The following is a 24,058-nucleotide window of genomic DNA, read 5'->3' on the forward strand; positions in this document are numbered from 1 at the left end:
CATTATCGGGGACACTCACAAGGTAACGGGCAACACCTGCGAAAGTATGACACCAATTGGGGTAAGTCATTCACCATTCACTCGCTAGGTGACTAACCTCACAAAACGCGAAATAATTACACAACACGCATGTTCTCTAATTGCGAGTTGCCAAGGTGGCGCCACATTTCCTAAAACACAGATTTGGGCACCCTTACCTAAAGCTAGGGAACTTCACAGTGAGCGAAAGTTGCCCGCGGTGCTTAAGGCCAGCTCATAACTAGGAGAAAGGCCCATATCCTGCGTAAAGTCGAGGTTGACTATGGAGGTGTCATGACTTTGAAGAAACCTGACCGTGAGGCAATCGCTCACGGTCGTATTAGTGAAGAACCGATTCGCCAGACCCCCGGCGTCCCGTCGTGGGTTCTCAAGCTCATCATGGCGGTCAGCGGTCTCTTGTTCGCCCTGTTCGTCGTCGGCCACATGGCCGGCAATCTGAAGCTGTACTTGCCGGCACATGACGGCGAGGAAGCCTTGGACGTCTACGGCGAGTTCCTGCGGTCCCTAGGGGAGCCGCTGCTGCCGCACGGCTCCGCCCTTTGGATCATCCGCATCGTGCTCATCGTCGCCCTCATCGGGCACATCTACGGTGCAATCGCGCTGCATTCCCGCTCCAAGGCTTCGCGTGGCAGTTTCCGCCGTTCCAACCTGATGGGCGGCCTAGACTCTTTCGCGACCAAGTCCATGCTGGTCACCGGCATCGTGCTGCTGCTGTTCCTCATCTTCCACCTGCTGGACCTGACCATGGGCGTGGCCCCGGCCGCTCCGGACGCCTTCGTCCACGGCGCCGTCAAGGCCAACATGATTGCTACCTTCAGCCGCTGGCCCGTGACCATTTTCTACGTGCTGGCCATGTGCTGCTTGTTCCTGCACCTGACCCACGGCATCAAGCTGGCTGCGTCTGACCTGGGTATCACCGGCTACAAGTGGCGTCAGACCTTCCTGGTGTTGGCCTACCTGATTCCGGCCATCGTCTGCATTGGCAACATCGTTATGCCCCTGTCCGTCGCCTTTGGCTTCGTCAGTTAGTAACTAGGACTGATAGGAATATTTGAACCCATGACTAATACCGAACTGAAGCGAGAGCACCCGGACTTCTCGCACCCAGAGTCCATCGTCGAGGGTGTGCGCCCCGGCAAGATCCTGGAGTCGAACGAGCCCCACGGCGTCCCGATGAAGGATATGTGGAGCTACCAGAAGGACCACATGCAGCTGGTCTCCCCGCTGAACCGTCGCAAATTCGAGGTCCTCGTGGTCGGCACCGGCCTGTCCGCCGGCGCCGCCGCTGCCGCCCTGGGCGAGCTCGGCTACAACGTGAAGGTCTTCACCTACCACGACTCCCCGCGCCGCGCGCACTCCATCGCGGCCCAGGGCGGCGTGAACTCTTCGCGCTCCAAGAAGGTCGACAATGACTCGGCCTACCGCCACACCAAGGACACCGTGAAGGGTGGCGACTACCGCTGCCGCGAGTCCGATTGCTGGCGCCTGGCCTCCGAGTCCGGCCGCGTCATCGACCACATGAACGCCATCGGCGCCCCGTTCGCCCGTGAGTACGGCGGCACCCTGGCCACCCGTTCCTTCGGCGGCGTGCAGGTCTCCCGCACCTACTACACCCGTGGCCAAACGGGCCAGCAGCTGCAGCTGTCGACCACCTCGGCGCTGTACCGCCAGATCGGCCTGGGGAATGTGGAGCTGTTCTCCCACCACGATCTGCAGGACATCATCACCTACGATGACAATGGCACCAAGCGCGCCGGCGGCATCGTCACCCGTAACCTGATTACCGGCGAGCTGAAGGCCTTCACCGGCCACGCCGTCATCCTGGGTACCGGTGGCTACGGCAACGTCTTCCACATGTCCACCCTGGCGAAGAACTCGAACGCCGGCGCCATGATGCGCGCTTACGAGCAGGGCGCCTACCTGGCCTCCCCGTCGTTCATCCAGTTCCACCCGACGGGCCTGCCGGTCAACTCCGAATGGCAGTCGAAGACCATCCTGATGTCCGAGTCGCTGCGTAACGACGGCCGCATCTGGTCCCCCAAGACCGAAGGCGATGACCGCGACCCGAACTCCATCCCGGAGGAGGAGCGCGACTACTTCCTGGAGCGCCGCTACCCGGCCTTCGGCAACTTGGTCCCGCGTGACGTCGCTTCCCGCGCCATCTCCCAGCAGATCAACGCCGGCCTCGGCGTGGGCCCGCTGAAGAACTCGGTCTACCTGGACTTCCGCGACGCCATCGAGCGCCTCGGTAAGGACAAAATCCGCGAGCGCTACTCGAACCTGATCGAGATGTACAAGGAAGCCATCGGCGAGGACGCCTACGAGACCCCGATGCGCATCGCCCCGACCTGCCACTTCACCATGGGTGGCCTGTGGAGCGACTTCAACGAGATGACCTCCATCGACGGCCTGTTCGCCGCCGGTGAGTGCTCCTGGACCTACCACGGTGCTAACCGCCTAGGCGCGAACTCGCTGCTGTCGGCTTCCGTGGATGGCTGGTTCACCCTGCCGTTCACCATCCCGAACTACCTGGCCGACCACCTCGGTGAGGACAAGCTGGCCGAGGATTCCGAGGTCGCCCAGCGCGCCCTGCAGCGCGCTCAGGGCCGCATCGACCGCCTGATGAACGTCCGCGGCAACGACCCGCACGGCCCGGCCTATTACCACCGCAAGCTGGGCGAGCTCCTCTACTGGGGCTGCGGCGTGTCCCGCAACGTCGAGGATCTGAAGACCACCATCGGCAAGATCCGCGAGCTGCGCGCGGAGTTCTGGGCCAACGTCCGGATCCCGGGTTCCGCCGAGGACATGAACCAGGTGCTTGAGTACGGCGCCCGCGTGGCCGACTACCTGGACCTGGGTGAGCTGATGTGCATCGACGCCCTGGACCGCGACGAGTCCTGTGGTGCGCACTTCCGCGACGATCACCTGTCCGAGGACGGCGAGGCCGAGCGCGACGACGAGCGTTGGTGCTTCGTCTCCGCTTGGGAGGCTGGCGAGGGTGAGCACGAGTTCATCCGCCACGCCGAGCCCCTGTACTTTGATTCGATCCCGCTGATGACAAGGAACTACAAGTAATGAAACTGACACTTGAGATCTGGCGTCAGGCCGGACCGACCCAAGAGGGCAAGTTTGAGACGGTCCAGGTCGACGACGCCGCAGAGCAGATGTCCATCTTGGAGCTGCTCGACCACGTCAATGACGGAATGATTGAGCGCGGTGAGGAACCTTACGCGTTCGCTTCCGACTGCCGCGAGGGCATCTGCGGTACCTGTGGTCTGACTGTTAACGGCCGCCCGCACGGCCCGGGCCAGAACACCCCGGCCTGCCAGCAGCGCCTGTTCCAGTTCAACGACGGCGACACCCTCAAGATCGAGCCCTTCCGCTCCGCGGCCTACCCGGTCATCAAGGACATGGTGGTCGACCGCAGCGCTCTTGATCACGTGATGGAGCAGGGTGGCTACGTCTCCATGGACGCCGGCACCGCCCCGGATGCCGACACCATGCATATCAACCACGAGACCGCCGAGTACTCGCTGGACCATGCGGCCTGCATCGGCTGCGGTGCCTGCGTGGCGGCGTGCCCGAACGGCGCAGCCCACCTGTTCACCGGCGCCAAGCTGGTGCACCTGTCGCTGATGCCGCTGGGCAAGGAAGAGCGCGGTCGTCGCGCCCGCAACATGGTCGACGACCTGGAGCAGAACTTCGGCCACTGCTCGCTGTACGGCGAGTGCGCCGACGTCTGTCCGGCCGGCGTTCCGCTGACCGCGGTCTCCGCGGTCACCCGCGAACGTGCCCGTGCTGCTTTCCGCGGCAAGGACGACTAGACTATAGTCAGTAGAGAAACACCAGTAACAACCGATTCCGGCAGAAAGTTCATCCCTATGAGCACTCATTCCCAGGCAATCGCGGATCACGCGAGCGAGACCTACCCGGAGTTTTCCGGCAAGATCCAGGACAACTACATCGAAGGCTACGAGCCCATGTCGTTCGCCGCGCCGCACTCTTCGCTGCTGCGCACCTCCACCTGGGTGGGCATGGGCCTCATCATGGGCATCCTGCCGGCCATCGGCATCATCACCTGGGGCCTCGGCATTTACCTGTTCCCGAACGGCACCGCCTCCGAAGCGCACGTGGACACCACCATCATCATCGGTGTGGTCTTGGCCGTCATCATCTCCATCGCGGCCATCGTCTCCGTGAAGTTCGGGCGCCGCTACTACCACCAGTACCGCAAGGAAACTGGTCGCGTAAACTAGCTAAATCCCAAGAACACAAGCCGTACCCGCTGCTGGCGGGTACGGTTTTTTCTTGCCTTGCCGGGCTTGACTCTCCGGACTTGACGATGCCGCCCTGCCCCAGACCCAGCACCTCGGCGCCGGTGGCAGCCAGGCCAGGGCACCGCCGTGCTAGGCCGGCGCCGGGGCCGGCCCCGAAATGAGGCAGAATGGTTGAGAGGATCGACACAGCGCATAAAGAGCGGCAGTTAAGGAGTATTCACGTTGGGCAAGCACAGCACTGCTGCGAACTACGAGGGGGCTAGCCATGAGGGCGTTAGCAACGCCGGGGCTAGCCGCGAAGGCCAGGCCGCGGAAGCAACCGCCGGCAGCGCTAGCCGCCCCGTGCCGGGGCCGTCGCCGGAGGTGGAGCAGGAGCGGCGCCGCACGCTGCGGAACCACAAGATTTTCGTCACCGCGCTGCTGGGCCTGGCGGCCGTCATCTTCTTCGCGTGCTCCTGGTGGCAGAACCAGCCCGGGGGCGCGCCGGTGTGGGTCGGCTACGTGCGCGCGGCCGCGGAGGCCGGCATGGTCGGTGGCCTGGCGGACTGGTTCGCCGTCACGGCTCTTTTCCGTCACCCAATGGGCATTCCCATCCCGCACACGGCGCTCATCCCGCGCAAGAAGGACCAGGTGGGCGAGGCTCTGTCGGAGTTCGTCGGGGAGAACTTCCTCAACGCCGAGCTGATCACGGACAAGGTCTCCCAGGCGCAGCTGCCGGACAAGCTGGGTCGCTGGCTGTCTCAGGAGGACAACGCCGCGAAGGTCTCTCGGGAGGCGGGCAAGCTGACGGCCAACGTCATCCGCGCGCTGGACCCAAAGGACGCCGAGGCGCTCATCCAGTCCCAGATCCTGGACCGGCTGGCCGAGCCCGAGTGGGGCCCGCCGGCCGGACGCCTGCTGGAGGGGCTTATCGCCGACGGTAAGGTCGAGCCCGTCGTCGACGAGCTCATTGACTACGCCCACGCCAAGGTCGGTCAGATGGAAGAACCCGTGGTGCGGCTCATCGACGAGCGCATGCCGCAGTGGGCGCCGCGCTTCGCGCGCTCGCTGGTGGGCGAGAAGGTCTACCGGGAGCTGGTCCAGTTCGCCGACGAGGTCAAGGCGGACAAGAACCACCCGGCCCGCCAGTCCATCCGCCGCAACCTGGACAAGTTCGCCGACGACCTGCAAAACGACCCGGGCATCATCCGCCGCGTGGAGGAGCTCAAGGTGGACCTGATGGGCTCGGAGCGCATGCAGCGCGCCCCGCAGGCCATCTGGCGCCAGTCGGCGGCCGCCATCATCGCGCAGGCCGAAGACCCGGACTCGATGCTGCGTGAGAAGATCCGGGATCTGTGTCTGCAGTGGGGCACCAATATCTGCGAGGACCCGCAGCTGCGCGCTAGCCTGGACCGCCGCATCAACGGCACCGCGGCCTTCCTGGCGGACAACTACTCCGGCGAGGTCACCGCGATCATCTCGGAGACCATCGAGCGCTGGGACGCGGAGGAGGCCTCCGAGAAGATCGAGCTCATGGTGGGCAAGGACCTGCAGTTCATCCGCCTGAACGGCACCATCGTCGGTGCGCTGGCCGGCTTGGTCATCTACACTGTTAATCACCTCATATTTGGCGTTTAGGGACGGCGTTCTAGGACTTTCCTCTGGGACTTTCCACTAGGACCCTCTCCCCGGCGCCGAATCCGCCTGCACGACCAGTTTTCACAATCTCATACCGGCACGACCTAAGACCCCGAAAAGACAAATATCTGAGGAGAAAAACCATGGCCGAGCACACCCAGCAGCCGAACAACGGAAACATCGGAGACAACGACAAGTCGATTACGGATTCCCTGAAGGAATCTTGGGGCCCAATCAAGGAGGCCGGTGCCTCCGCACTGGGCGTGGCGAAGGACTTCACGGACCGCTTCCGCGAGGACCGCACTGCCCACGCCGCCGACAAGCCGGAGGTCGGCGAGGACGCCTCCCTGGTGGACAAGGCGAAGGCCGCCGCGAAGGACTACGGCGGATCCCTGCGCCGCGCGGCGGAGGGCACCAAGGACTCCGAGTCCTTCAACGCCGCCAAGGACAACTTCGGCCAGGCCTACAACGCCACCAAGGACGGCGTGAACGAGGCCGTCAACACCGCGCAGGAACGCCGCCGCGCCAACGGGGCCACCGCCGAGCCGGAAAGCACCGGCAAGCGCGCCAAGGGCGCGGATTCGGTGGCGGATCCGACGCAAGATATCATCGATGGAGAGGTAATCTCCGCCGAGGACAATCAAGAGAAGTAGGTTTAACAGCTAGTGTTCTTTCTCGATAATCCCGTTATTTTCGTACTGACCGCGATCGAGATGGTGCTGTTCTGGGGCGTGGCCATCGCCGCCATCGTGGGCGCCGTGATGGCTGCCAACACCCGGGAAGACGCGTTCACGGCCGGGGACCGCCAGTCTAAGATGACGTGGGTTGCGATCATGGCAGGCTCGGCCCTGGCACTGCTGCTGAACCTGCCCTTCCTGAAGTGGATCGCGGCGGTCTGCGTGGGCGTGTACTGGTTCGACGTGCGCCCGCAGCTGCGCGCCCTCATCAACGGCGACTACCGCTACTAGGCCAGGCGCAGCTATGTCGCTCAACGATGCCGAGTGGCTCGCCCAGCGCGTCTTCCACGACCTGACCAGCGCGTCCCGGCCGCAGGTGGAGCGCACCCTGCAGGAATTCTCCGGCCCCGTGCTGCTTAGCCCGCACCACCTGCCGCAGGCCGCAGCCGGCCACGTGGCCGCCGTCGCGGGCTTTCCCACCGGCCGCCACCACAGTCTGGTCAAGGCCACGGAGGCCCGCCTGGCGGTCCAGAACGGAGCCGCCGAAATCTGGCTGGCTGTCGATGCCACCTTGAACGACCCCAACTCCCTGCTCACCGATCTGGTCACGGTCCGTGAGGCCTGCCCCGACCCGGTCGTGCTGGGCGTCATCCTGCCGGCTGCCGATGCCGCCCCGGCCGACTCGGCCCTCGTACTAGGTATGGCCGAGAAGGCCGGCTACCAGCGCGCCATCACCCGCGGCGCGCAAACACCGGGGGCGGAAGCGACCCGACTCGAGCAGGTCTACTGGGCGGATGCCGCCTTGGATACCGCGCAGCAGGTGGACGCGCTGGCCGCCGGCTGCGTGGCCATCGCCACGCCTTAGGCCACGGCGTTTGGCCACGGCCTAGGGCGCTTTGAGGTTTAGGCCGGCTGCGAGTCCTGCTCGTTGGCGGCCCCGCCGGCGGCGTTCTGTGCCTCGGAGAGGTTGACGTTGTCCCCGGCGACGGTAATTTTCAGTGTGCCGTCCTGGACCTGCACGTCCTCGATGGTCAGCGCGTTCCCGGCCATTTGCTCGGACAGGCCGTCGGACAGCGACTGGGTGATCTGCTCCGTGACCTCCGCGGGCAGCTCCATGCCGAAGAGGGTGGACTTGGTGGCCTCAATTTTAAGGTTGCCGTCGACGGCGTGCGGAGAAAGCGACAGGGTGGCCAGCCCGCCGCCCAGCTGCACCTCGAGGACGTTTTCGGCGTCCTGGGAGGTGATGTCGGTGACCACGATATCGCCCAGCATGTCCAGGCCGGACTGCTCGCGCAGGCTGTCCTGGAAGGTCTTGAGCAGGAAATCGTCGGGCAGGGTAGTGGTGGCCACCAGGTGCCCGGCGGTCTCGGAGTTCATCTCCAAGTCGGTGACCTCGAGCTGCGCGGCGGGCTGGCCCTTGATGCCCGCGTCCGAGATATCCAGCGTGGAGGGCACGTCCATGTTGATCTGCCCGATGGTGCCACTGAGCACGCCGATGACCAGCGGGCTGGCGCCGAAGTTCACGGAAGGATCTTCCTGCATGACCACGCCGTCGGACTCGGCGTTCTCGCGCAGCTGCGTCTTCATTTTGTCGCCGACGAACCAGCGCAGGCCGAACTCGGCCACGAGGACGAGGACGAGGAGGGCGACGAGCACCCCGACGATAATCTTCCAGGCCGTCGATGCGGCAGATTTGTTTTGAGCCATGCTCACCAGTTTCGCCCATAACGGTGGGTTTCGGCAACGCGGGGCGGCAAATTCGGCCTAGGGGGCGACGAATTCCCAGCCAACGGTCAGGTGGTTGTCGCGCAGGCGGCGGCGTGCGGGCGCGATGGGTAGGCCGGCATCGCGAAGCAGGGCTTGGGCCATCCGCCAGCGGACGCGCGGGCCGTGCGGCGCCCAGCCGGCGCAGTGATCCCAGGCGCGGTCCGCGGCCGATAGCAGCTCGTGGATGCCCTCTCCCGGCACGTTGCGGTGGATGAGCGCCTTCGGCAGGCGCTCGGCGAGCTGGGAGGGGCGCTCCACGTCGAAGGGATCCCACGCCAGGGTCAGCGTCTGCGGGCCGGCAGCGTCCAGCAGGATCCAGGTGGAGCGGCGGCCCAGCTCGTCGCAGGTACCCTCCACGAAGACCCCGCCCGGGGCCAGCCGCGCGCAGACCGTCTCCCAGGCCTCCGGAACTTGGTCGACGTCGTACTGGCGCAGCACGTTGAAGGCGCGCACCAGGTGCGGGCGGTAGCCGGCCAGCTCGAAGCCGCCGAGTTCGAATTCCACGCCGTCGCGCGGCGGCAGGACCCGCTCCGGGTTGACCTCCAGCCCCGTGACCCGCGTGTGCGGGTTGACTCGGCGCAGCCAGCGCGCCCATTCCACGGTGGTGGTGTGGGACGCGCCGTAGCCGACGTCGATGGCGTGCGGGACCGGGTGGCTGCGCAGCAGCGAGGCGATGTCCGGGTGGGCGTGCATCCACCTGTCGCAGCGCCGCAGCCGGTTGACCGCGGTGGTGCCGCGGGTGATGACGCCAAAAGGCCGACCCGCGCTGGGGTTAGCCTTCAGGTTATGCGCGTGGTCGGCCATTTAAGGAGTGGGTGTTTTAGAGGTTGTCGGTGATCCACTTGTCGGTCAGGGCGCCCTCGTTGTTGAAGAGCTCCTCGAGAGCCTCGCCCACCTTGGGCTCGATGGCGGCGCCCATCATCGGGATGTTGACGGAGATCTCGTTGGTGTAGGCCAGGATGGTGGTCTCTCCCTCGCCGGTCAGCTTGATCTCGCCCTTGAAGTCCACCGGGGTACCCTTGACGTCGGCGGTGTAGTTGGCATCGGCCGCGTTGCCGTCCAGGTCGGAGGTGGTGAACACGCGCTTGACCTTCAGGTCCTGGGAAACCATGGCGCGCACGGCCTCCGGCAGGAGGGTGGTCGGCAGGATCTCGTACAGGATCGCGGTGTCGTTGGTGAAGTCGTGCACCTGGCCCGGATCCGGCGACAGGTTGGCTACCACGTACTCCCAGTAAGCCTCGGTACGCAGAGCTTCGTGCACCTTCTCGATGGGCTGATTGATAGTCACGGTGTTTTCGCTACGAGTTGACATGGTATACAGACTACCGTGGATAACGTGCCTGAAGAATTATTGACCCAGCAGCTGAATGAAATTGACGGGGTGGAGCTCGATCCACAGGTGACGTTCGCGGACCTGACCACCTTGCGCATCGGCGGCTCCCCGCGGGCCTGCGTGCGCGCCGCGACACCCGAGGCGGCCGCCCAAGCCATCGCTGCTATCGATGCCTCCCGCGCGCCCCTCGTCATCGTCGGCGGCGGCTCCAACCTGGTCGTCGCCGACGGCCAGCTCGACCACGTCGCCGTGCTGCTCGACTTCGACGCCGTGGCCATCGATACCGAGTCCGGCATCGTTCGCGCCCAAGCCGGCGCCAACTGGGACGCCGTGGTGGCTGCCACCGTCGAGGCGGGCCTGGGCGGCATCGAGTGCCTGTCCGGCATTCCGGGTAACGCGGGGGCTGTTCCCGTGCAGAACGTCGGCGCCTACGGGGCGGAGATTTCCGACGTGCTCACCCAAGTCAAGCTCTACCACCGTGAGAGCGGACAGACCGAGTGGGTGGCGGCTGCCGACCTGGAACTGGCCTACCGCTACTCCAACCTGAAGTTCACCGGCCGCGCCGTCGTGCTGGAAATCGAGTTGCGGCTGACCACCGACGGGCTCTCCCGGCCCCTGCGCTTCGGTCAGCTCACTGACACCCCGGGCGAGCAGCGTCCCGTCGCCGACGTGCGCGATCAGGTCCTCAGCCTGCGCCGCGGCAAGGGCATGGTCTTAGACGCCAGCGACCACGACACCTGGTCCGCCGGCTCCTTTTTCACCAACCCCATCGTGCCCAGCGCTATTGCCGATTCCATTCAGGCCGCCACCGGGGAAGACTCCATGCCGCGCCATGTCGTTTCTGCGGTTTCTGCCGGTTCTGCTGACCCTGCCGTTTCTGGTGGAGACAGCGAAAGCGGCACCCAGGAGAAACTGAGTGCCGCGTGGCTCATCCAGCGCGCCGGCTTCGACAAGGGCTACCCCGGTCACGGGGCCGCCACCCTGTCCACCAAGCACACGCTGGCGCTGACCAACCGGGGTGGGGCCAGCGCGGACGACATCGTTCGGCTAGCCCGCGACATCCGCGCCGGGGTCCAGGAGGCCTTCGGCGTGGAGCTGGTGCCCGAGCCGGTCTGGCTGGGCGTGAGTATCTAGCTACTTGTACTCTAGCTAGTTGTCCTCTAGCTAGTTGCCCTCGGCCATGACCTGGTCCCACTCGTCCTTCTTATCCAGGAAGGCGCGGGCGGCTTCCTGCGCGCCCTCGAGGGAGTGGTTAGCGCCCCAGCCGCACTGGACCTCGTTGGCGGCGGGGACCTCGGCAGCGTTCAGGATGTCGTTCAGCCCGCCCTCGAGCGCGCGCAGCAGCTCCTCGCGGCCCATGCCGTTGGTGATGGCATAAAAGCCGGTTAGGCAGCCCATCGGGGCAAAGCCGATGAGCTTGTCGGTGTAATTGCGCATGAACTGGGCCATCATGTGCTCGATGGAGTGCATGGCCTTCGGGTCTAGGTGCTCCTTGTTGGGCTGGCAGAAGCGCAGGTCATACTTGATGACCTCCTTGCCATCGTCCAGATCCGTCTTGCCGGCCACGCGCACGTACGGCGCGGCCACTAGGCGGTGGTCCAGCTCGAAGGATTCGACGTTCGACGGGGTCTTTTCGGAAGCATTGTTCTTCTCAGTCATACCTCCCAGTCTAACGACACCCCGCCGGGGAGGGTGTCCATTTCTTGCGCACCCAGTGGGTGCTTTAAGGTCTATAGCTGTGACTAAGCACGAACCGGTGGACGCTGTACCCGTGGAGACCGTTGTCCCCACGGACGGCTCCGACATCCTGCGCGTGGCCGGCCACTCGGAGGACGCCGATCCCTTAGCGCGCAGCAACCGGCTGCGCAAGGACAGCTGGGCGCTGGTCGTGCGGCGCACCTGGCGCGACTTCTTCCACGACGGCTTCTTGGACCGCGCCGCCGCGATGACCTACTTCACCCTCATGGCCTTTGCCCCGACGGTGCTGGCGGCCTATTCCATCGCCACGCTGCTTTTCGCCAGCCGCAAAGAGGAAGTCCTGCGGGTGACCTCCGATTTCATCGACCAGTACCTGCCGCAGACCTTCGAGGACCAAGCCAATTCCATCGTCGGCTCCATCATCGGCTCGACGGCTGAAGGCACCCTGGCGCTGGTGATCTCGGTGCTCATCTCCCTGTTTTCCGCCTCTGCCTACGTGCGGGCCTTTTCACGGACCGCGAACCTGGTCTACGGCCGGATGGAGGGCCGCAGCTTAATCCGCACCTGGTCGCTGATGTGGGGGCTGACGCTGGTTCTGGTCATCGGCGCGGTCATCGTGCTTTTTGCCAACCTGCTGCGCGATACCATCGTCACCGGCGCCATCCAGCCCGTCGCGGAGCAGCTCGGGCTACAGGAAACCGCCGATTTCCTCATCAGCATCTTCCTACCGGTGTGGAACTGGCTGCGCTTGCCCATCACGCTGCTAGTCGTTTTGGCCCTGGTGGCGGTGCTCTACCACTTCGCGCCCAACGTGCGCCCCAAGCGCTTCCGCTGGCTGACCCTGGGCTCCATCGTCGCCGTCGGGGTCAACGGTCTGGTCTGGTTCGCCTTCAGCCTGTTCGTGCAGTACGTGGCCAGCATGAGCGCTTACGGCGCCATCAGTACCGTCATGGCCTTGTTCGCCGCGATCTGGATCATGAACACGGTGCTCATCGTGGGTATCAAGATCGACGCCGAGATCCTGCGCGCCAAGGAACTGCAGCTGGGCCTGCACTCGGAGCAGCACATCCAGGCGGCCCCGCGTGACGACACCGCCGCCCGCGCCCAACTCGCTGCCCAGGAAGACCTCTGGGCCCGGTCCGAAGGCATCCGCGATGCCGCCGAGGCCGACAGCCCCGAAGCCCCGGACGAGTCCTAGGGGGCCGTTGGCCATGCGCGATGAATTCACGACACCATTCGGCGATTCGTCGCTGTCTGCCAAACTACAGAGTGCGTTGAGCGGCGTGGACTGCCGCGGGGCCTGTGCCGCGGTGCTGAGCCCTGAGCTTCCGGGCGGGCAGTCAACCGCCGGCCAGGGATTTTCTCCCGAGCGTACTTTCCACATCGGCTCCGTTGGCAAAGCATTAAACGGGCTCATCTTCTCCGCGATGGTTGCCGAGGAGGCAATCTCCCGCTCAGCGTCCTTGTCAGACTTCTTGCCTTTGGCTGGGGCGCCCGCTGGGGACGTCACCCTGGAAGCGCTGGTCAATCACACCTCTGGGCTGCCCAGCGTGGGCGGTGGCCGGGTGGCCGCCCTGCGGTCCCTGTGGCGGTTGATCCGGAAGAAGGATCCGCAGCCCGAGGGCTTTAGCGATCTGATGGCTCAGCTGTGGCGGGCTCGCCTCGGACCGCCGGAGTTCCACTACTCGAATCTGGGCGGCGCCGCGCTCGGGCACGCGCTGGCTGCTGCCGACGGCGTTTCCTACCCACAGCTGATCGCACAGCGCATTGCGCAACCGCTGGGGTGTCCGACCCTCGCAGTTCTAGACCCGGGCGCGGCGGAACGTGAGGCCGATGTCCCAGGCCTGAGCGTGTACAACACCGCGCAAGAGCCCTGGTCAGGGGAGGGGTACGCCCCGGCGGGTGGGATTCGCGCATCCGCGCAGGACATGGTCATCGTGCTCGAGGCCGTTCTCGATGGCCGGCTACCAGGGCAGGGGCCGGGGCCATCGCAGCGGTACTCCACGGGCATGGAGGACCCCAACGGCGGTGAACATCTTGTCTCGGATGGGTGGTTTATCCAGGAGGCAGCCGGTAATACTGGCGAGCTGGCGTGGCATAACGGCGCTGCCAACGGATTCGTGTCGGCGGTCGTCCTCGACCGCGCGGTACGACGCGGCGTGTTCGTCTCGCTGCGCGACGGGACGATGGACAGCGACCCACTGTCGGTGGCGCTGTCCCTGCTGCGGGAGGTGTGAGGCTCAGGTTGCCGCCTTGGGGTCGGGGATGGGGCCCGGGTTTTGGGGCCAGGCGCGGGCCGTCTCAAGTCATCCCGGCCTGCAGGGGAGTTCCGGGCAAGTTTTGAGATGGGGCCCTGCCTGGGAGGGCGAAACTTGTCCGGAACTCTCGTGGTGGCGCCTAGAGCGGCTAGAGCGGCGCCGGCAGCCAAAGAGCGCCTAGAGAACTAGGCCTCCGGGTAGAAGCCGTCCGCGCCGAGGCGGGCGTTCTCGTCTAGGAGCATGGCGGCCTCGGCCTGCTTGGACTCGCCGGGCAGGCGGCGGGACTCGATGACCTCGAACAGCGGGGCGCGGCCCAGCATGCCGGCTTCGAAGTGGGCGTGCCCGCGGGCTAGGCGCTGGTTGGCGCGGGCCAGCCAGGCGTCGGCGGCGTCTTGGCCGCGCTGTTGGCGCACCGCGGCGTAGAAGACGCCGGGGTGGGCGTAGACCAGCAGGGCGCCGACGTGCCCGAAGCCCAGGGAGGTCAGCGCCGCCGCGCGGACGGGCTGGCCGCCGGCCGCCAGGTTCAGCGGGCTGCGCAGCCAGACCAGGTTCTTCGCCTTAGGAGCAATCAGCGGATCCACGCAGTCCAACGACACGTTCGCCGGCAGGACGCCGGTGCGGAAGACGTCGATGAGCCCGCCGGTCTGGAACAGGGCCGCGCCCGCCTTGGAGTGGCCGGTCAGGGTCTTCTGCGAGATGACGAAGAGCGGCTGGTCGGCATCGCGGCCGATGGCCGGCCAGAGCAGCGAGTGCAGCTCCGACTCGTTCGGGTCGTTGGCGTTGGTGGAGGTGTCGTGCTTGGACAGAACGCTCACGTCGTTGGGGGAAAGCCCCAGCCCGCGCAGCGACTTGGCCAGGCGGGAGTTCTCCCGTCCGCGGCCGGCACCTAGCGCACCCAGGCCCGGAGCCGGGATGGAGGTGTGCGCGCCGTCGCCGTAAGAAGCCGCGTGCGCGACCACGGCGTGGACCGGCAGGCCGAGCTCGGCGGCCAGGCTGCCGCGGGCCAGGATGACGGTGCCGCCGCCCTCGCCCTCCAGGAAGCCGCCGCGCCGGCGGTCGTTGGCGCGGGAGATGAACCGGCCGTCGATGCCCTTGTCCAGCATCGCGGCGGTTTCCGCCGTGGCGTTCATGTCGCCGAAGCCGGTCAGCGACTCGACCTGCACGTCGTCAATGCCGCCGGCGATGACCACGTCGGCCTTGCCCAGAGCAATCTTGTCCACGCCTTCCTCGATGGACACGGCCGCGGTGGCGCAAGCGCCGATGGGGTGAATCATTGAGCCGTAGCCGCCCACCAGCGACTGCATGGTGTGCGCCGCGATGACGTTCGGTAGCGCCTCCTGCAGGATGTCGCTGGGCCGGTCGCCGCCCAAGAAGCGGGTGACGAAGACCTTGTGCAGGCTCTCCATGCCGCCGATGCCGGTACCCTGCGTCGTGGCCACCTGGCCCGGGTGCACGGCCTGGAGCAGCTCGGTGGGGCTGAAACCGGCCTGGGTGAAGGCATCGACGGCCGTGACCAGGTTCCAGACCGCCATGCGGTCCAGTGAGTCCAGCATGTGGTCCGGGATGCCCCAGCGGGAGGCGTCGAAGTTGTCCGGCATCTGGGCCGCGATGGTGCGCGTCAGCGTGGCCTTGCGTGGCACCTGCACGCGCGCGCCCTGAAGGCGGGTGACCTCCCACTCGTCGTCGGCCGGCTGGATGCGGACGAAGTCCGGGTCGGCGGCGGCGATGTCGCGGGCGGACTGCTCGTCGGGCACGGGGAAGGTGATGTCGCGGTCCAGGAAGACCTCGGTGAGATCGATGGAGCCCTGGTCGACCAGGTGATACTTGTCGCTGAGCGTGCGCACGCCGGCGCGCGCGACGACCTCGTCGCGGAAGCGGGAGTAGATCTCCTCCTCGGCGACCTCGTTGCCCTCGGCGTCGAACCAGCCCGGGTGCGGGTCCTCCGACCAGGAGATCAGCCCGGTCATCCAGGCCAGCTCGAGCACGCCAGCGGCGGTCAGCTCGGCGCCGCCGTCGCGGTCCAAGCCGTATTCGGCCTCGAAGCGGGTGCGGCCCGAGCCCCAAGAGCTGACCTCGCCCACGCCGGCGATGACCACCAGGTCATCCAGGTCCGTGGTGACGGTGCCAACGCCTTCGTCCGGGGTGGAGCCCAGCACCGGCTGCTGCGGGCGCGCCGGGGTCGGCAGGGCGGTGATCGTGGCGGGGGCCTCGGCGGCTTCCTCCGTCGCGGCCGGCTGGGAGGCGGCGGCCTTCTCGGCCAGCTCGCGCAGGGAGACGCCTTCCAGCCCGCCGGTCAGATCGAGCTCGACCGGGGCCTGGGCGGCGCGCTCCCGGCTACGCGCGGAAGCCAGGTCCAGCAGCTGCGCGGAGATCTCGGCCGGGGACCAGACATGGATGCCGGCGGCCTCGGCGGCGGGCACTAGGCCGTCGTTGCCGCCCATCAGGTGCGTGCCGGCCACCCAGCCGATCTTCGCCTGCGCCAGGGTGATACCGGCCGGCCAGCCGGCTTCGGCGCTCCACTTGGCCAGGATGGCATCGAGGGCGGCCTTGACCTCGCCGTAGGCGCCGTCGCCGCCGAAAAGCCCGCGGTTCGGCGAACCCGGCAGCACGACGTGGCAGCGGGTGTCCACGGCCTGCTGCGCCAGGGAGCTTAAGCCCGCGATGGTGCGCTCCAGCGACCACAGCAGCAGGCGGGCTTGATTCTCGGTGGCGGAGCCGGCATCGGCCAGCGAGCCGGACACGGAAGGAGCGGCGAAGGGGAAGGCCAGCGTCGGGGTCAGCGCGGGCTTTAGGACCTTGACCTCGTTGCCCACGGACTCGCGCTGCTCGGTGCCGATCCACTCGATGAGCGAATCCACGTCGCGGAAGCTGGACAGGTTAGCCGGCACCAGCCACAGGGCCGCGCCCGGGGCGGCGTGGCGGGCGTAGAGCTTTCGGGCGAATTCCTTGCGGGACTGGCTGACACGGGAGGCGGTCATGATGACCGTCGCGCCCTTGGCCAGCAGGCCCTCCACCAGGGCAGAGGCGATCGAGCCCGGCGCCGCGCCGGTGACCAGCGCGACCTCGCCGGCAAAGTCGCCGGCAGGTTCTTGGCCCGCCAGCTTGGCGATGCCACGCAGGCGCCGCTGGGCAGCCTCCGGCAGGTCGCCGTGCTCGGCCCACCAGGTGGCCTGCTCGGCGACGGTCTGGCCCGCGCCGCTAAAGCGGGCGGTGTCCTGGTCCGCGGTGTCGGCCGCGTCTGTCTCGCCCAGGGCGATGCGGGCGATGTCCTCGCGGGCGCTGGCCCAGCGGTCGTCAAAGAGGACGGCGCGGTTGGCGTCGAAGGACGGGGTGACCAGTTTCAGCCAGCCGGAGCCGAGCTCGGCCTCGACGGCCTCGATGAGCGTGGTGTCCGGGGCCTCGGGCGTGGTCTCCTGTGGGGTCAGGCCCAGCTGGTCGAGCACCTGGCGCGCGGCGGTGGCCAGCACGCCGTTGTCGCCGGTGACGGTCTCGGCGTAGGCCTCCAGCGCGGCGGAGTCCACCACGCCTCCGCCGGCAGCGGAGCTGGCCGCGCCCTTGCTTACGGAAACGGAATGATCCGCTGCGACGGCCTCGATGGCCTGGTCCAGAAGATCGGTGACCGCGGACTTGGAGCTGGCCGAATCCGGCAGGGTGGCCAGGCTGCCGCCGCGCACGGAGTCCTCCGCGCGGGTGCCCAGGAGAACTTCGGCCTCCACGAAGGCGGTCCAGGACTCGGGCAGGCCCCAGGTGCCGGTGACGTACTCGCCCACGAAGGCCGGCTTCAGGCCGGCGGCGCCGAAGAGCTGGCGCAGGCGGGAGCCGATGGCCTCGGTGAGCACGGAGCCGAAGGCGGCGTAGCCGGGCGCGGCGGTGTTGACGCGTTCGCGCAGGGTGGCGACGTCGGCATCGGCGGCGCCGTCGATGGCGGGCACGCCGATTTCGGCCGACATGTCCATCAGCAGCTGGTTGCGCCGCGAGGACACGCCGTTGGTCAGCTCCTCGACGGTGTCCGTGTCGTTGATCTGGGACAGGCGGATCTTGTTCTGGAAGGCAAAGAGCACCATGATGGCCTGCGCCGCGTCGAAGTTCAGATCCGGGGCGGCAGCAGCCGGGGCGGCAGGCTGGGCAGGCGCAGGCGGAGCCGGGGCAGTGGCGGGCTCAGCACCAGCGGCCGGCTCACCCGGCTCAGCAGCGGAGTCAGAGTCCGCAGCCGCGGTCTCCTCCGGCGCAGGGGTGGCCGGGGCGGAGCGGACGTCGGAGAGCATGACCTGGTCCTGGTCGCGCTCGACGTTGAAGACGGGCAGCTCGAGCCCGGCCACGGCGAGGGAGCGTTGCGCCAGGTTGGTCAGCGTCGGGGAGCTGGCCAGGCCGACCTCGATGATCTGGTCGACGCGGCCGAAGAGCAGCTCCTGGGTCTCGATCCAACGCACCGGGGAAGCGAACTGCCAGGACAGCAGCTCGATCATGAGCAGGCGGGCCAGCTGGTTGTCGTCCATGTCGTCCACGCGCAGGCCGTCCAGGCGGCCAGAGGGCGCCAGCGGGGCGACGGCGTCGACGAAGTCCTGGGTCAGCTCGAAGGGGCGGGCCACTAGGTTCGGCACGTAGCGGCCGACTAGGGCGTCCAGGTCGAGCTGCTCCGGCAGGAGCTCGTCCAGCTTGTCGGCGAACGCCGGCACGCCGTCGCGCAGCACGCGGGAGTGGAAGGGCACGTCGATGCCGGGCACCATCACCACGGCGCGGTCCTTGATGGCGTTGGTCTTTTCTAGCAGCGCGGCCAGGCCGGCCTTGGTGCCGGCCACGGAGTACTGCTGGCCGGCGATGTTGTAGTTGACGATCTCCAGGAACTCGCCGGCTTCTTCGGCCACGCCGGCGACGTAGTCGGCGACGTCCTCGGCCGGGATGCCCACCATGTTCGGGCGCAGCGCGGCCATGGCGTAGTTGGAGTTGCCCTCGGCATCGCGCGGGACCAGCGAGCCCATGGCGGAGCCTCGGGAGTAGACGATGTCGATAACGCCCTCGAGGTCGAAGATGTTGGCCAGGGAGGCCAGGGCGGTGTACTCGCCCAGGGAGTGGCCGGCGTAGTAGGAACCGGAGGCCAGGGCGTCGGCCTCGCGGAGGCGCTCGGTCTGGGCGTAGGCGACCACGGCCAGGGCGACCTGGGTGAACTGGGTCAGGTGGAGTACGCCCTGCGGGTGGCGGAAGACCTCGCCGCGCACGGTCAGCTCGGTCGGGTTGTCGTCGATGACCTGCTGGATGGAGAAACCAAGGTGGTCGCGGGTGTGCCGGTCGGCGCGGCGCCAGATCTCGCGGGCGGCCGGGGAGGCGTCGCGGTCGCCGCGGCCCATGCCGGGGGCCTGGATGCCCTGGCCCGGGTAGACGTAGGCGGTGCGTGGCTGGGCCAGCAGCGCCTGTCCGACGGAGACGACCTCGTCGTCGATCCGGCAGGTGACCTCCAGGGCGGCGTGGATGCCTTTGCGGCCGACGCGCTCGACGGTGATCTCAATCGCGTCGTTGAGCTGGACCATCCCGAACATGGAGTAGGTCCAGCCCACCACGCGGCCTTGGCGCCCGGCCAGGTGCTGGGCAGTGGCAGACAGCCACATGCCGTGCACCAGCGGGGCGGAAAGGCCGACCAGGCCGGCGGCGTTGGCGGAGGTGTGGATCGGGTTGTAGTCGCCGGAGACCAGCGCGAAGGGGGTCATGTCAGTCGGGGCGGTGACCACGGCGCGGTCCAAGAAGGAGCGCGGGGTGGTCTCCACCTTGGTGGCGGACTTGCCGCCGCCCCACTCCGGGGCGGGGCTGGGCTGGTTGTGCCCGTGGGCGCGGCCGCGGATGGCAAAGCGCTGCATCTGGGTGGCCACGACCTCGCCGCTTACGTGGTCGCGCAGCTCCAACTCGACGGTGACGATCCTCCCGGAGCTGGACTCCTCGATGGCCGAGCACCAGGAGGTCACGTCGATTTCCCGGCCGTCGGCCAGCTCCTCGAGCGGGACGCGCACGTCGATGACGTGGTTGAGGTGGACGGCGTTGAGCAGGCCCTCGATGACCGGGTAGCCGTCGTCCAGCTGGCCGGAGCCCAGGGCGGTATAGATGGCCGGCCAGCAGGGCCCGACCAGCACGTCCGGGGTGCCGGCGGCGGAGCTGGCCGATGCCTCCTCGGCCGGGGTGCTCACCGGCAGGGCCGCGCCGGTCACGGCGGTGTGGGCGGACAGGAGGGAGGCGGGCAGATGGAAGGAATAGTGGGCGACGCCGAAGGGGGTGGACTCGGTGATAGAGCCCGGCACGATTTGGGGCATCTCGGTGATCTCGTCGCCCTGCTCGGCGGTGGAGCCAACGCCGGCGAGGCCGGACAGGAGGGCGAAGACGGAGTCGGGCAGGCGCTCGTCGGAGACGACCGGGGAGCCGCCGGTGGCCACGTCTTCCGGCAGGTCCACTGGGACGGTGACCTCGCGGACGTAGAAGGGGCGCTCGGCCTCCGGCAGGTTGTCCCAGTAGGAGTCCGCGGTAATGCGGATGGACCAGTTGCCGTCTTCGTCCTGGACGAGGTCGTAGGCGTCCGGGTCCATCTCGTAGGCGGGGTTGGCCATCAGGTGGCCGTGCCAGACCAGGGTGGGGGCGGCGCGCAGGAAGGCGGCGGCATCGCGGGCGCCCGCCAGGCGGGAAAATGCCTCGACTGGCTGCTGGCCCGCGGATTCCAAGGTCTCCGTGGTGCCCTGCTCAAAGCGGGCCAGCAGCTCGGCGACGGGCTCGTTGAGCTTGGTGATGCCGGCAACGGCCACCGGGCCCGGGATGATGCGGACCTGGTCGGCGGTGTAGCGGGCGTCCTGGGCTTGCCAGAGGGTGTCCTTGCCGAACCAAGTCTTGAGATCGCCATCGATGGCGGGCACCCACGGCATGGGCTTGACGTGCTTGTAGTGCAGGGAGATCCACCAGGCGGCATCGCGCGGCGAGACCTGCACCTCGTGGGCCTCCGGGTAGTCTGCCAGCAGACGGGCGGCCGCGGCCGGGGCGTCGGCGACGTCCGCGACGGTAGCAAAGAGGGTGTCGATCTCGCCGTGATCGGCGGGGTTGAGGCGCGCCTCGATGCGGTGCAGCAGGTCGAGGAAGCGGTCGTCCCAGCTGGGATCGGCAAAGGGGTGGGCCAGCTCGACGAAACGGTTGACCCACTCGGCATAAGTCATGGTCTCCACGTCGCCGAAGTAGGGCTTCGAGGTCTTGGCCAGTGCGGCGATGATGTCGTCGCGCCAGGCGTCGTAGTCCTCGATGGGCAGGGAGGTAATCAGCCGGGAGGCCTTGGCGAAGGAGTTGTCCAGGTCGTGGATGTCGGCCAGCAGGTGGGACTGGGAGGAGGCTACGCCGCCGGTGCCCTGGCCGCGGCCGACCCAGCCACCGTTGTCGTTAGGGGTCACGCCGGGGGTGTCGACCAGCAGCTGCTTGACGGAGTCGGTGGCCTTGGCCTCCTTGGTGGCCATGGCGACGGTGCCGATGAAGACGGCATCGACGGGCATGGCCGGCAGGTTGTAGTCGGTGGACCAGGTGCCGGTCAGGTAGGTCGCGGCGCGCTCCGGGGAGGAGATGCCGCCGCCGACGGCCAGCAGCACGTTGCGGTGGGCGCGGATATCGGCGTAGGTGGCAAGCAGCATGTCGTCCAGGTTGACCCAGGAGTGGTGGCCGCCGGCGTGGCCGTCCTCGACCTGCATGAGGATGACCGAGTCCGGGTTGGCGGCGGCGATCTTCAGGGTGTCCTGGATCTGGCGGGCCGTGCCCGGCTTGAAGGAGACGAAGGGGAAACCGTCCGCGTGCAGCTGGTCGAGCAGGGCCGTGGCCTCGTCGACCTCCGGGATGCCGGCGGAAACACACACGCCGTTAAACGGGGCGCCGGCCGCGCGGGCCTTGGGTACGATGCGCGCCTGCCCGAACTGCAGGTTCCACAGGAAGCGGTCGAAGAACATGGTGTTGAACTGGGCGGTGCGGCCCGGCTTGAGCTGCGCCTCCAGGTTCTTGCGGTGTTCGGTGAAGACCTCGTCCGAGTACATGCCGCCGCCGGCCAGCTCGGTCCAGTGGCCGGCGTTGGCGGCCGCGGCGACGATGTCCGCGTCCGCCGAGGTTGGCGTCATCCCGCCCAGCATGATGGGCGACAGGCCCGTGGCTGCGGAAAAGCGCGTCTGGGTGTAGACACCGCCGTCCGGCAGGCGCACCAGGCGCGGGGCGAACTCGGAGTAGTCCGTGCCCTCCGGCAGCTCGCTGCCCGGGGTGGCCAGCGCGTTGCGCGCCGCCGCGGTGGTGGCGTCCACGATGGCCACCCCGGTGCCGGCCACTAGCGGCTGGGTCAGCTTGCTCAGTCCCTTGTCCAAGCTCAGCAGGTAGTCGGCGTCCAGGGCGGCGACGGTGGCCGGCCAGTCGTGCTCGTCGACCAGGATCTGCTGGGCAAGCGTGCGGGCGAAGTCTTCGTCGAGTCCGCACAGCCCTGCGAACTCGACGGTGCGCTCGACGGCGCCGGCCAGGCTGGCGTGGTGGAAGGGCAGGGCCACCGGTAGGTAGTCGAAGACGGGGGCGAGCTCGTCGCCGCCGAATTCGCGGGATTCCAGGCGCTCGTTGAAGGCGGCGGCCGCGGTGGTAATGGCCGTCTGCGTGGCGGCCAGGTCATCCGGCGCGCCCGCGATGACGACGTGGCGGCGGCCGTTGACCACCGCCACGGCGGCTGAGCCTGCCAGGTGCTGCTCCACCTGCGCGCGGTCCAGGCCTCGGATGGAGAGCATGTGGCTGCGAGTGTCGTGGGCGCCGTGGACCTGGGCCGCGGCAGTGCCCATGAGCACGGCCAGCAGCAGGGCGTCCTGCGGGTTGTCCACCGCGGCCGCGCCCAGGGCCCCCTGCGAGTGGCCGGCGGTCTGCGCCTTGTCCACGTTCAGGCCGAGGTCCCGCAGCTGGCCCACGGCGGCGATCTGGCCCAGGACGATGCCCGGTACCGAGTAAGCCGGGAAGGCGTCCGCGTCGACGGCCTCGGCCGCCGGCGCGCCGGGCTTGTCCGCGGCTGCGGCCTCCGCGTTGGTGGCCTCCGGGCTGTTCAGCAGGGACTCCAGGCGCTCGAACACGCCCGGGCAGGTGGAGGCGATGGTCCGGGCCACCGGGCCGGCGGCCACGCGCACCCGGGCGAGCAACCCGGTCAACTGCTCCGCCTGCGGGCTCGCTCCGGCGGCGGCCACTGCCTCTTGCCAGGGGGAACCTTGGCCGGCGAAAAGGAGGGCCGGTGAGGTCTCAGCGGCGTTTAACGTCAACAAGGGAGTCAAAGACATATAGGTGTCTACCTCGATTTTTCTGGATTTGGCAACAACTTGTGTGGCACCAACTTCTCCTGTTGCTGGAAACGATGTTGTTAGCAATAGGAAATCAATGCGGTCTAGACACAGTAACCCATCCCACAGCCGCAGGCGTACCGCCACGCGCGAAATGTGAGTAATTACTCATATTTTGGGGGAGGGTGACTTCCTTGCACACCCCGCCACGGATCCGTTGGCCCATTCCCGTGGACCCGGCCGCGTCCAATCGACAAATCAGTAGCGTGCAGCCCCGTCCCGTCCGCGAACTCGCGGCGCACCCCAGCAAGCCGGATATACGGCTGCGGCTCAGTCTGGGCGGATAGTGGTGAAGCAGTCATGGTGGATGTCCCGGGGCTCAAGAAGCTGTGATAACTTCGGCGGTCGTGAAGGTGTCGCGGTGTTCGACCGTCGCACTGGCAACAGGGCCGACCTCGGCAATTGAGGTGCCTGTAGCCTTGCTGAGCTTGCCCGGCTCTAGCTCCGCAGCGATATCCACCGTACGGTCGCCTTTGGGCAGGTTGGACTGCTTATCGATGCACCCCGCCTCCTTCTTGTTGTTGAAATCAAGGGTGGTACTCGCGTAGCTGGCGTTTACCTGCGCGGCGTAGTTGTCGTCAGAGGAGTCAAAGCCCGCGTCGCGGGCTTCTTCCAGGGCGCGATCCACTGAATCCTTCGATACCGAGTTGTCGGTAAGTTCTGCGCGGCGCTTGAAGGTGACGTCGTAGGAGTCCTCGCCCTCCTTATGGCGCGACCGGATGCTCCAACCCCGGGGGTCGTAGAAGCGGTCCGGGGTGTCTACATAAACGGAGTGCTCCGTGCCTTCGAACTCTCCGAGCTTAAACCGGGACGTCAGCGCCTGACTGGGCTGCTCCTCGGCATCCACAGCGTCACCTTTAAGAAGCAACTTCACCTGGTAGTCGGGCTTCGCAACCGCAGCAGCAGACGCCTCACCAGCCCCGTCGGGGGGGCGCCATCGCAACCGCCATGAGCATGCCGCAGGCAGCTCCGATACTTCTCTTAAACACGGCGAGAATACTAGAGTGCTTAGGTTTCGAAACTACTAAATAGTTATGTA

Annotated in this window: 17 protein-coding genes; 11 read left to right on the forward strand and 6 right to left on the reverse strand. The window is 67.2% G+C overall.

Translation table 11 applies throughout. From position 1 onward, the window contains the following. Positions 1-312: 312 nt before the first annotated feature. From HMPREF3067_RS06350 to HMPREF3067_RS11515, 8 genes are all read left to right on the forward strand, one after another. Positions 313-1,068: a succinate dehydrogenase cytochrome b subunit gene (locus tag HMPREF3067_RS06350; protein WP_070768888.1), complete on the forward strand. Its 756-nt coding sequence runs from the start codon at positions 313-315 to the stop codon at positions 1,066-1,068. A gap of 30 nt (positions 1,069-1,098) precedes the next feature. Continuing rightward, entirely contained in the window at positions 1,099-3,114 is a 2,016-nt protein-coding gene (locus HMPREF3067_RS06355; RefSeq protein ID WP_070768889.1) for a fumarate reductase/succinate dehydrogenase flavoprotein subunit, read from the forward strand. After that, entirely contained in the window at positions 3,114-3,863 is a 750-nt protein-coding gene (locus HMPREF3067_RS06360; RefSeq protein ID WP_070768890.1) for a succinate dehydrogenase/fumarate reductase iron-sulfur subunit, read from the forward strand. The genes HMPREF3067_RS06355 and HMPREF3067_RS06360 overlap by 1 nt, the downstream gene beginning before the upstream one ends. Before the next feature lie 57 nt (positions 3,864-3,920). Continuing rightward, positions 3,921-4,295, forward strand: coding sequence for a hypothetical protein (locus tag HMPREF3067_RS06365; protein WP_070768891.1), 375 nt, complete (start codon positions 3,921-3,923; stop codon positions 4,293-4,295). A gap of 363 nt (positions 4,296-4,658) precedes the next feature. Next, positions 4,659-5,933 carry a DUF445 domain-containing protein gene (locus tag HMPREF3067_RS06370; protein ID WP_070768930.1) on the forward strand — a complete coding sequence of 425 codons (1,275 nt, stop codon included), beginning with the start codon at positions 4,659-4,661 and terminating at the stop codon, positions 5,931-5,933. A 143-nt stretch (positions 5,934-6,076) separates the two neighbouring features. After that, on the forward strand, positions 6,077-6,586 hold the full coding sequence (locus tag HMPREF3067_RS06375; RefSeq protein WP_141759348.1) for a CGLAU_01105 family protein: 510 nt from the start codon (positions 6,077-6,079) through the stop codon (positions 6,584-6,586). 36 nt (positions 6,587-6,622) lie between these two features. After that, a complete protein-coding gene (locus tag HMPREF3067_RS06380) occupies positions 6,623-6,901 on the forward strand; it encodes a DUF2516 family protein (RefSeq protein WP_371259779.1) in 279 nt (92 codons plus the stop codon). A gap of 13 nt (positions 6,902-6,914) precedes the next feature. Further along, entirely contained in the window at positions 6,915-7,475 is a 561-nt protein-coding gene (locus tag HMPREF3067_RS11515; protein WP_246819254.1) for a hypothetical protein, read from the forward strand. Between the two features lie 38 nt (positions 7,476-7,513). Here the strand turns inward: HMPREF3067_RS11515 and HMPREF3067_RS06390 are convergent, their stop codons facing one another. From HMPREF3067_RS06390 to HMPREF3067_RS06400, 3 genes are read right to left on the reverse strand one after another with little or no spacing between them, the layout of a single operon-like run. Next, on the reverse strand, positions 7,514-8,317 hold the full coding sequence (locus HMPREF3067_RS06390) for an LmeA family phospholipid-binding protein (protein WP_070768892.1): 804 nt from the start codon (positions 8,315-8,317) through the stop codon (positions 7,514-7,516). A 57-nt stretch (positions 8,318-8,374) separates the two neighbouring features. Beyond that, the gene (locus tag HMPREF3067_RS06395; protein WP_070768893.1) at positions 8,375-9,181 is read right to left on the reverse strand and encodes a class I SAM-dependent methyltransferase; all 807 of its coding nucleotides are present in this window, start codon (positions 9,179-9,181) and stop codon (positions 8,375-8,377) included. A gap of 16 nt (positions 9,182-9,197) precedes the next feature. Further along, the gene (locus tag HMPREF3067_RS06400; protein ID WP_070768894.1) at positions 9,198-9,689 is read right to left on the reverse strand and encodes a DUF2505 domain-containing protein; all 492 of its coding nucleotides are present in this window, start codon (positions 9,687-9,689) and stop codon (positions 9,198-9,200) included. A gap of 24 nt (positions 9,690-9,713) precedes the next feature. On the opposite strand from HMPREF3067_RS06400, the gene HMPREF3067_RS06405 reads away from it, so the two are divergent. Continuing rightward, a complete protein-coding gene (locus HMPREF3067_RS06405) occupies positions 9,714-10,844 on the forward strand; it encodes a UDP-N-acetylmuramate dehydrogenase (RefSeq protein ID WP_070768934.1) in 1,131 nt (376 codons plus the stop codon). A gap of 30 nt (positions 10,845-10,874) precedes the next feature. Here the strand turns inward: HMPREF3067_RS06405 and HMPREF3067_RS06410 are convergent, their stop codons facing one another. Further along, a complete protein-coding gene (locus tag HMPREF3067_RS06410; protein WP_070768895.1) occupies positions 10,875-11,369 on the reverse strand; it encodes an S-ribosylhomocysteine lyase in 495 nt (164 codons plus the stop codon). 79 nt (positions 11,370-11,448) lie between these two features. On the opposite strand from HMPREF3067_RS06410, the gene HMPREF3067_RS06415 reads away from it, so the two are divergent. Further along, positions 11,449-12,606, forward strand: a complete 1,158-nt coding sequence (locus HMPREF3067_RS06415; protein ID WP_246819255.1) for a YihY/virulence factor BrkB family protein — start codon at positions 11,449-11,451, stop codon at positions 12,604-12,606. Positions 12,607-12,619: 13 nt separating this feature from the next. Further along, positions 12,620-13,645: a serine hydrolase domain-containing protein gene (locus HMPREF3067_RS06420; RefSeq protein ID WP_070768935.1), complete on the forward strand. Its 1,026-nt coding sequence runs from the start codon at positions 12,620-12,622 to the stop codon at positions 13,643-13,645. 206 nt (positions 13,646-13,851) lie between these two features. Here HMPREF3067_RS06420 and HMPREF3067_RS06425 read toward each other — a convergent pair whose 3' ends face one another. Together HMPREF3067_RS06425 and HMPREF3067_RS06430 are read right to left on the reverse strand one after the other, a co-directional pair. Then, a complete protein-coding gene (locus tag HMPREF3067_RS06425) occupies positions 13,852-22,959 on the reverse strand; it encodes a type I polyketide synthase (RefSeq protein WP_070768897.1) in 9,108 nt (3,035 codons plus the stop codon). A gap of 379 nt (positions 22,960-23,338) precedes the next feature. After that, on the reverse strand, positions 23,339-23,887 hold the full coding sequence (locus HMPREF3067_RS06430; protein WP_141759350.1) for a hypothetical protein: 549 nt from the start codon (positions 23,885-23,887) through the stop codon (positions 23,339-23,341). Positions 23,888-24,058: the final 171 nt, after the last annotated feature.

The organism is Corynebacterium sp. HMSC04H06 (genome assembly GCF_001815935.1).
Classification (GTDB): Bacteria; Actinomycetota; Actinomycetes; order Mycobacteriales; family Mycobacteriaceae; genus Corynebacterium.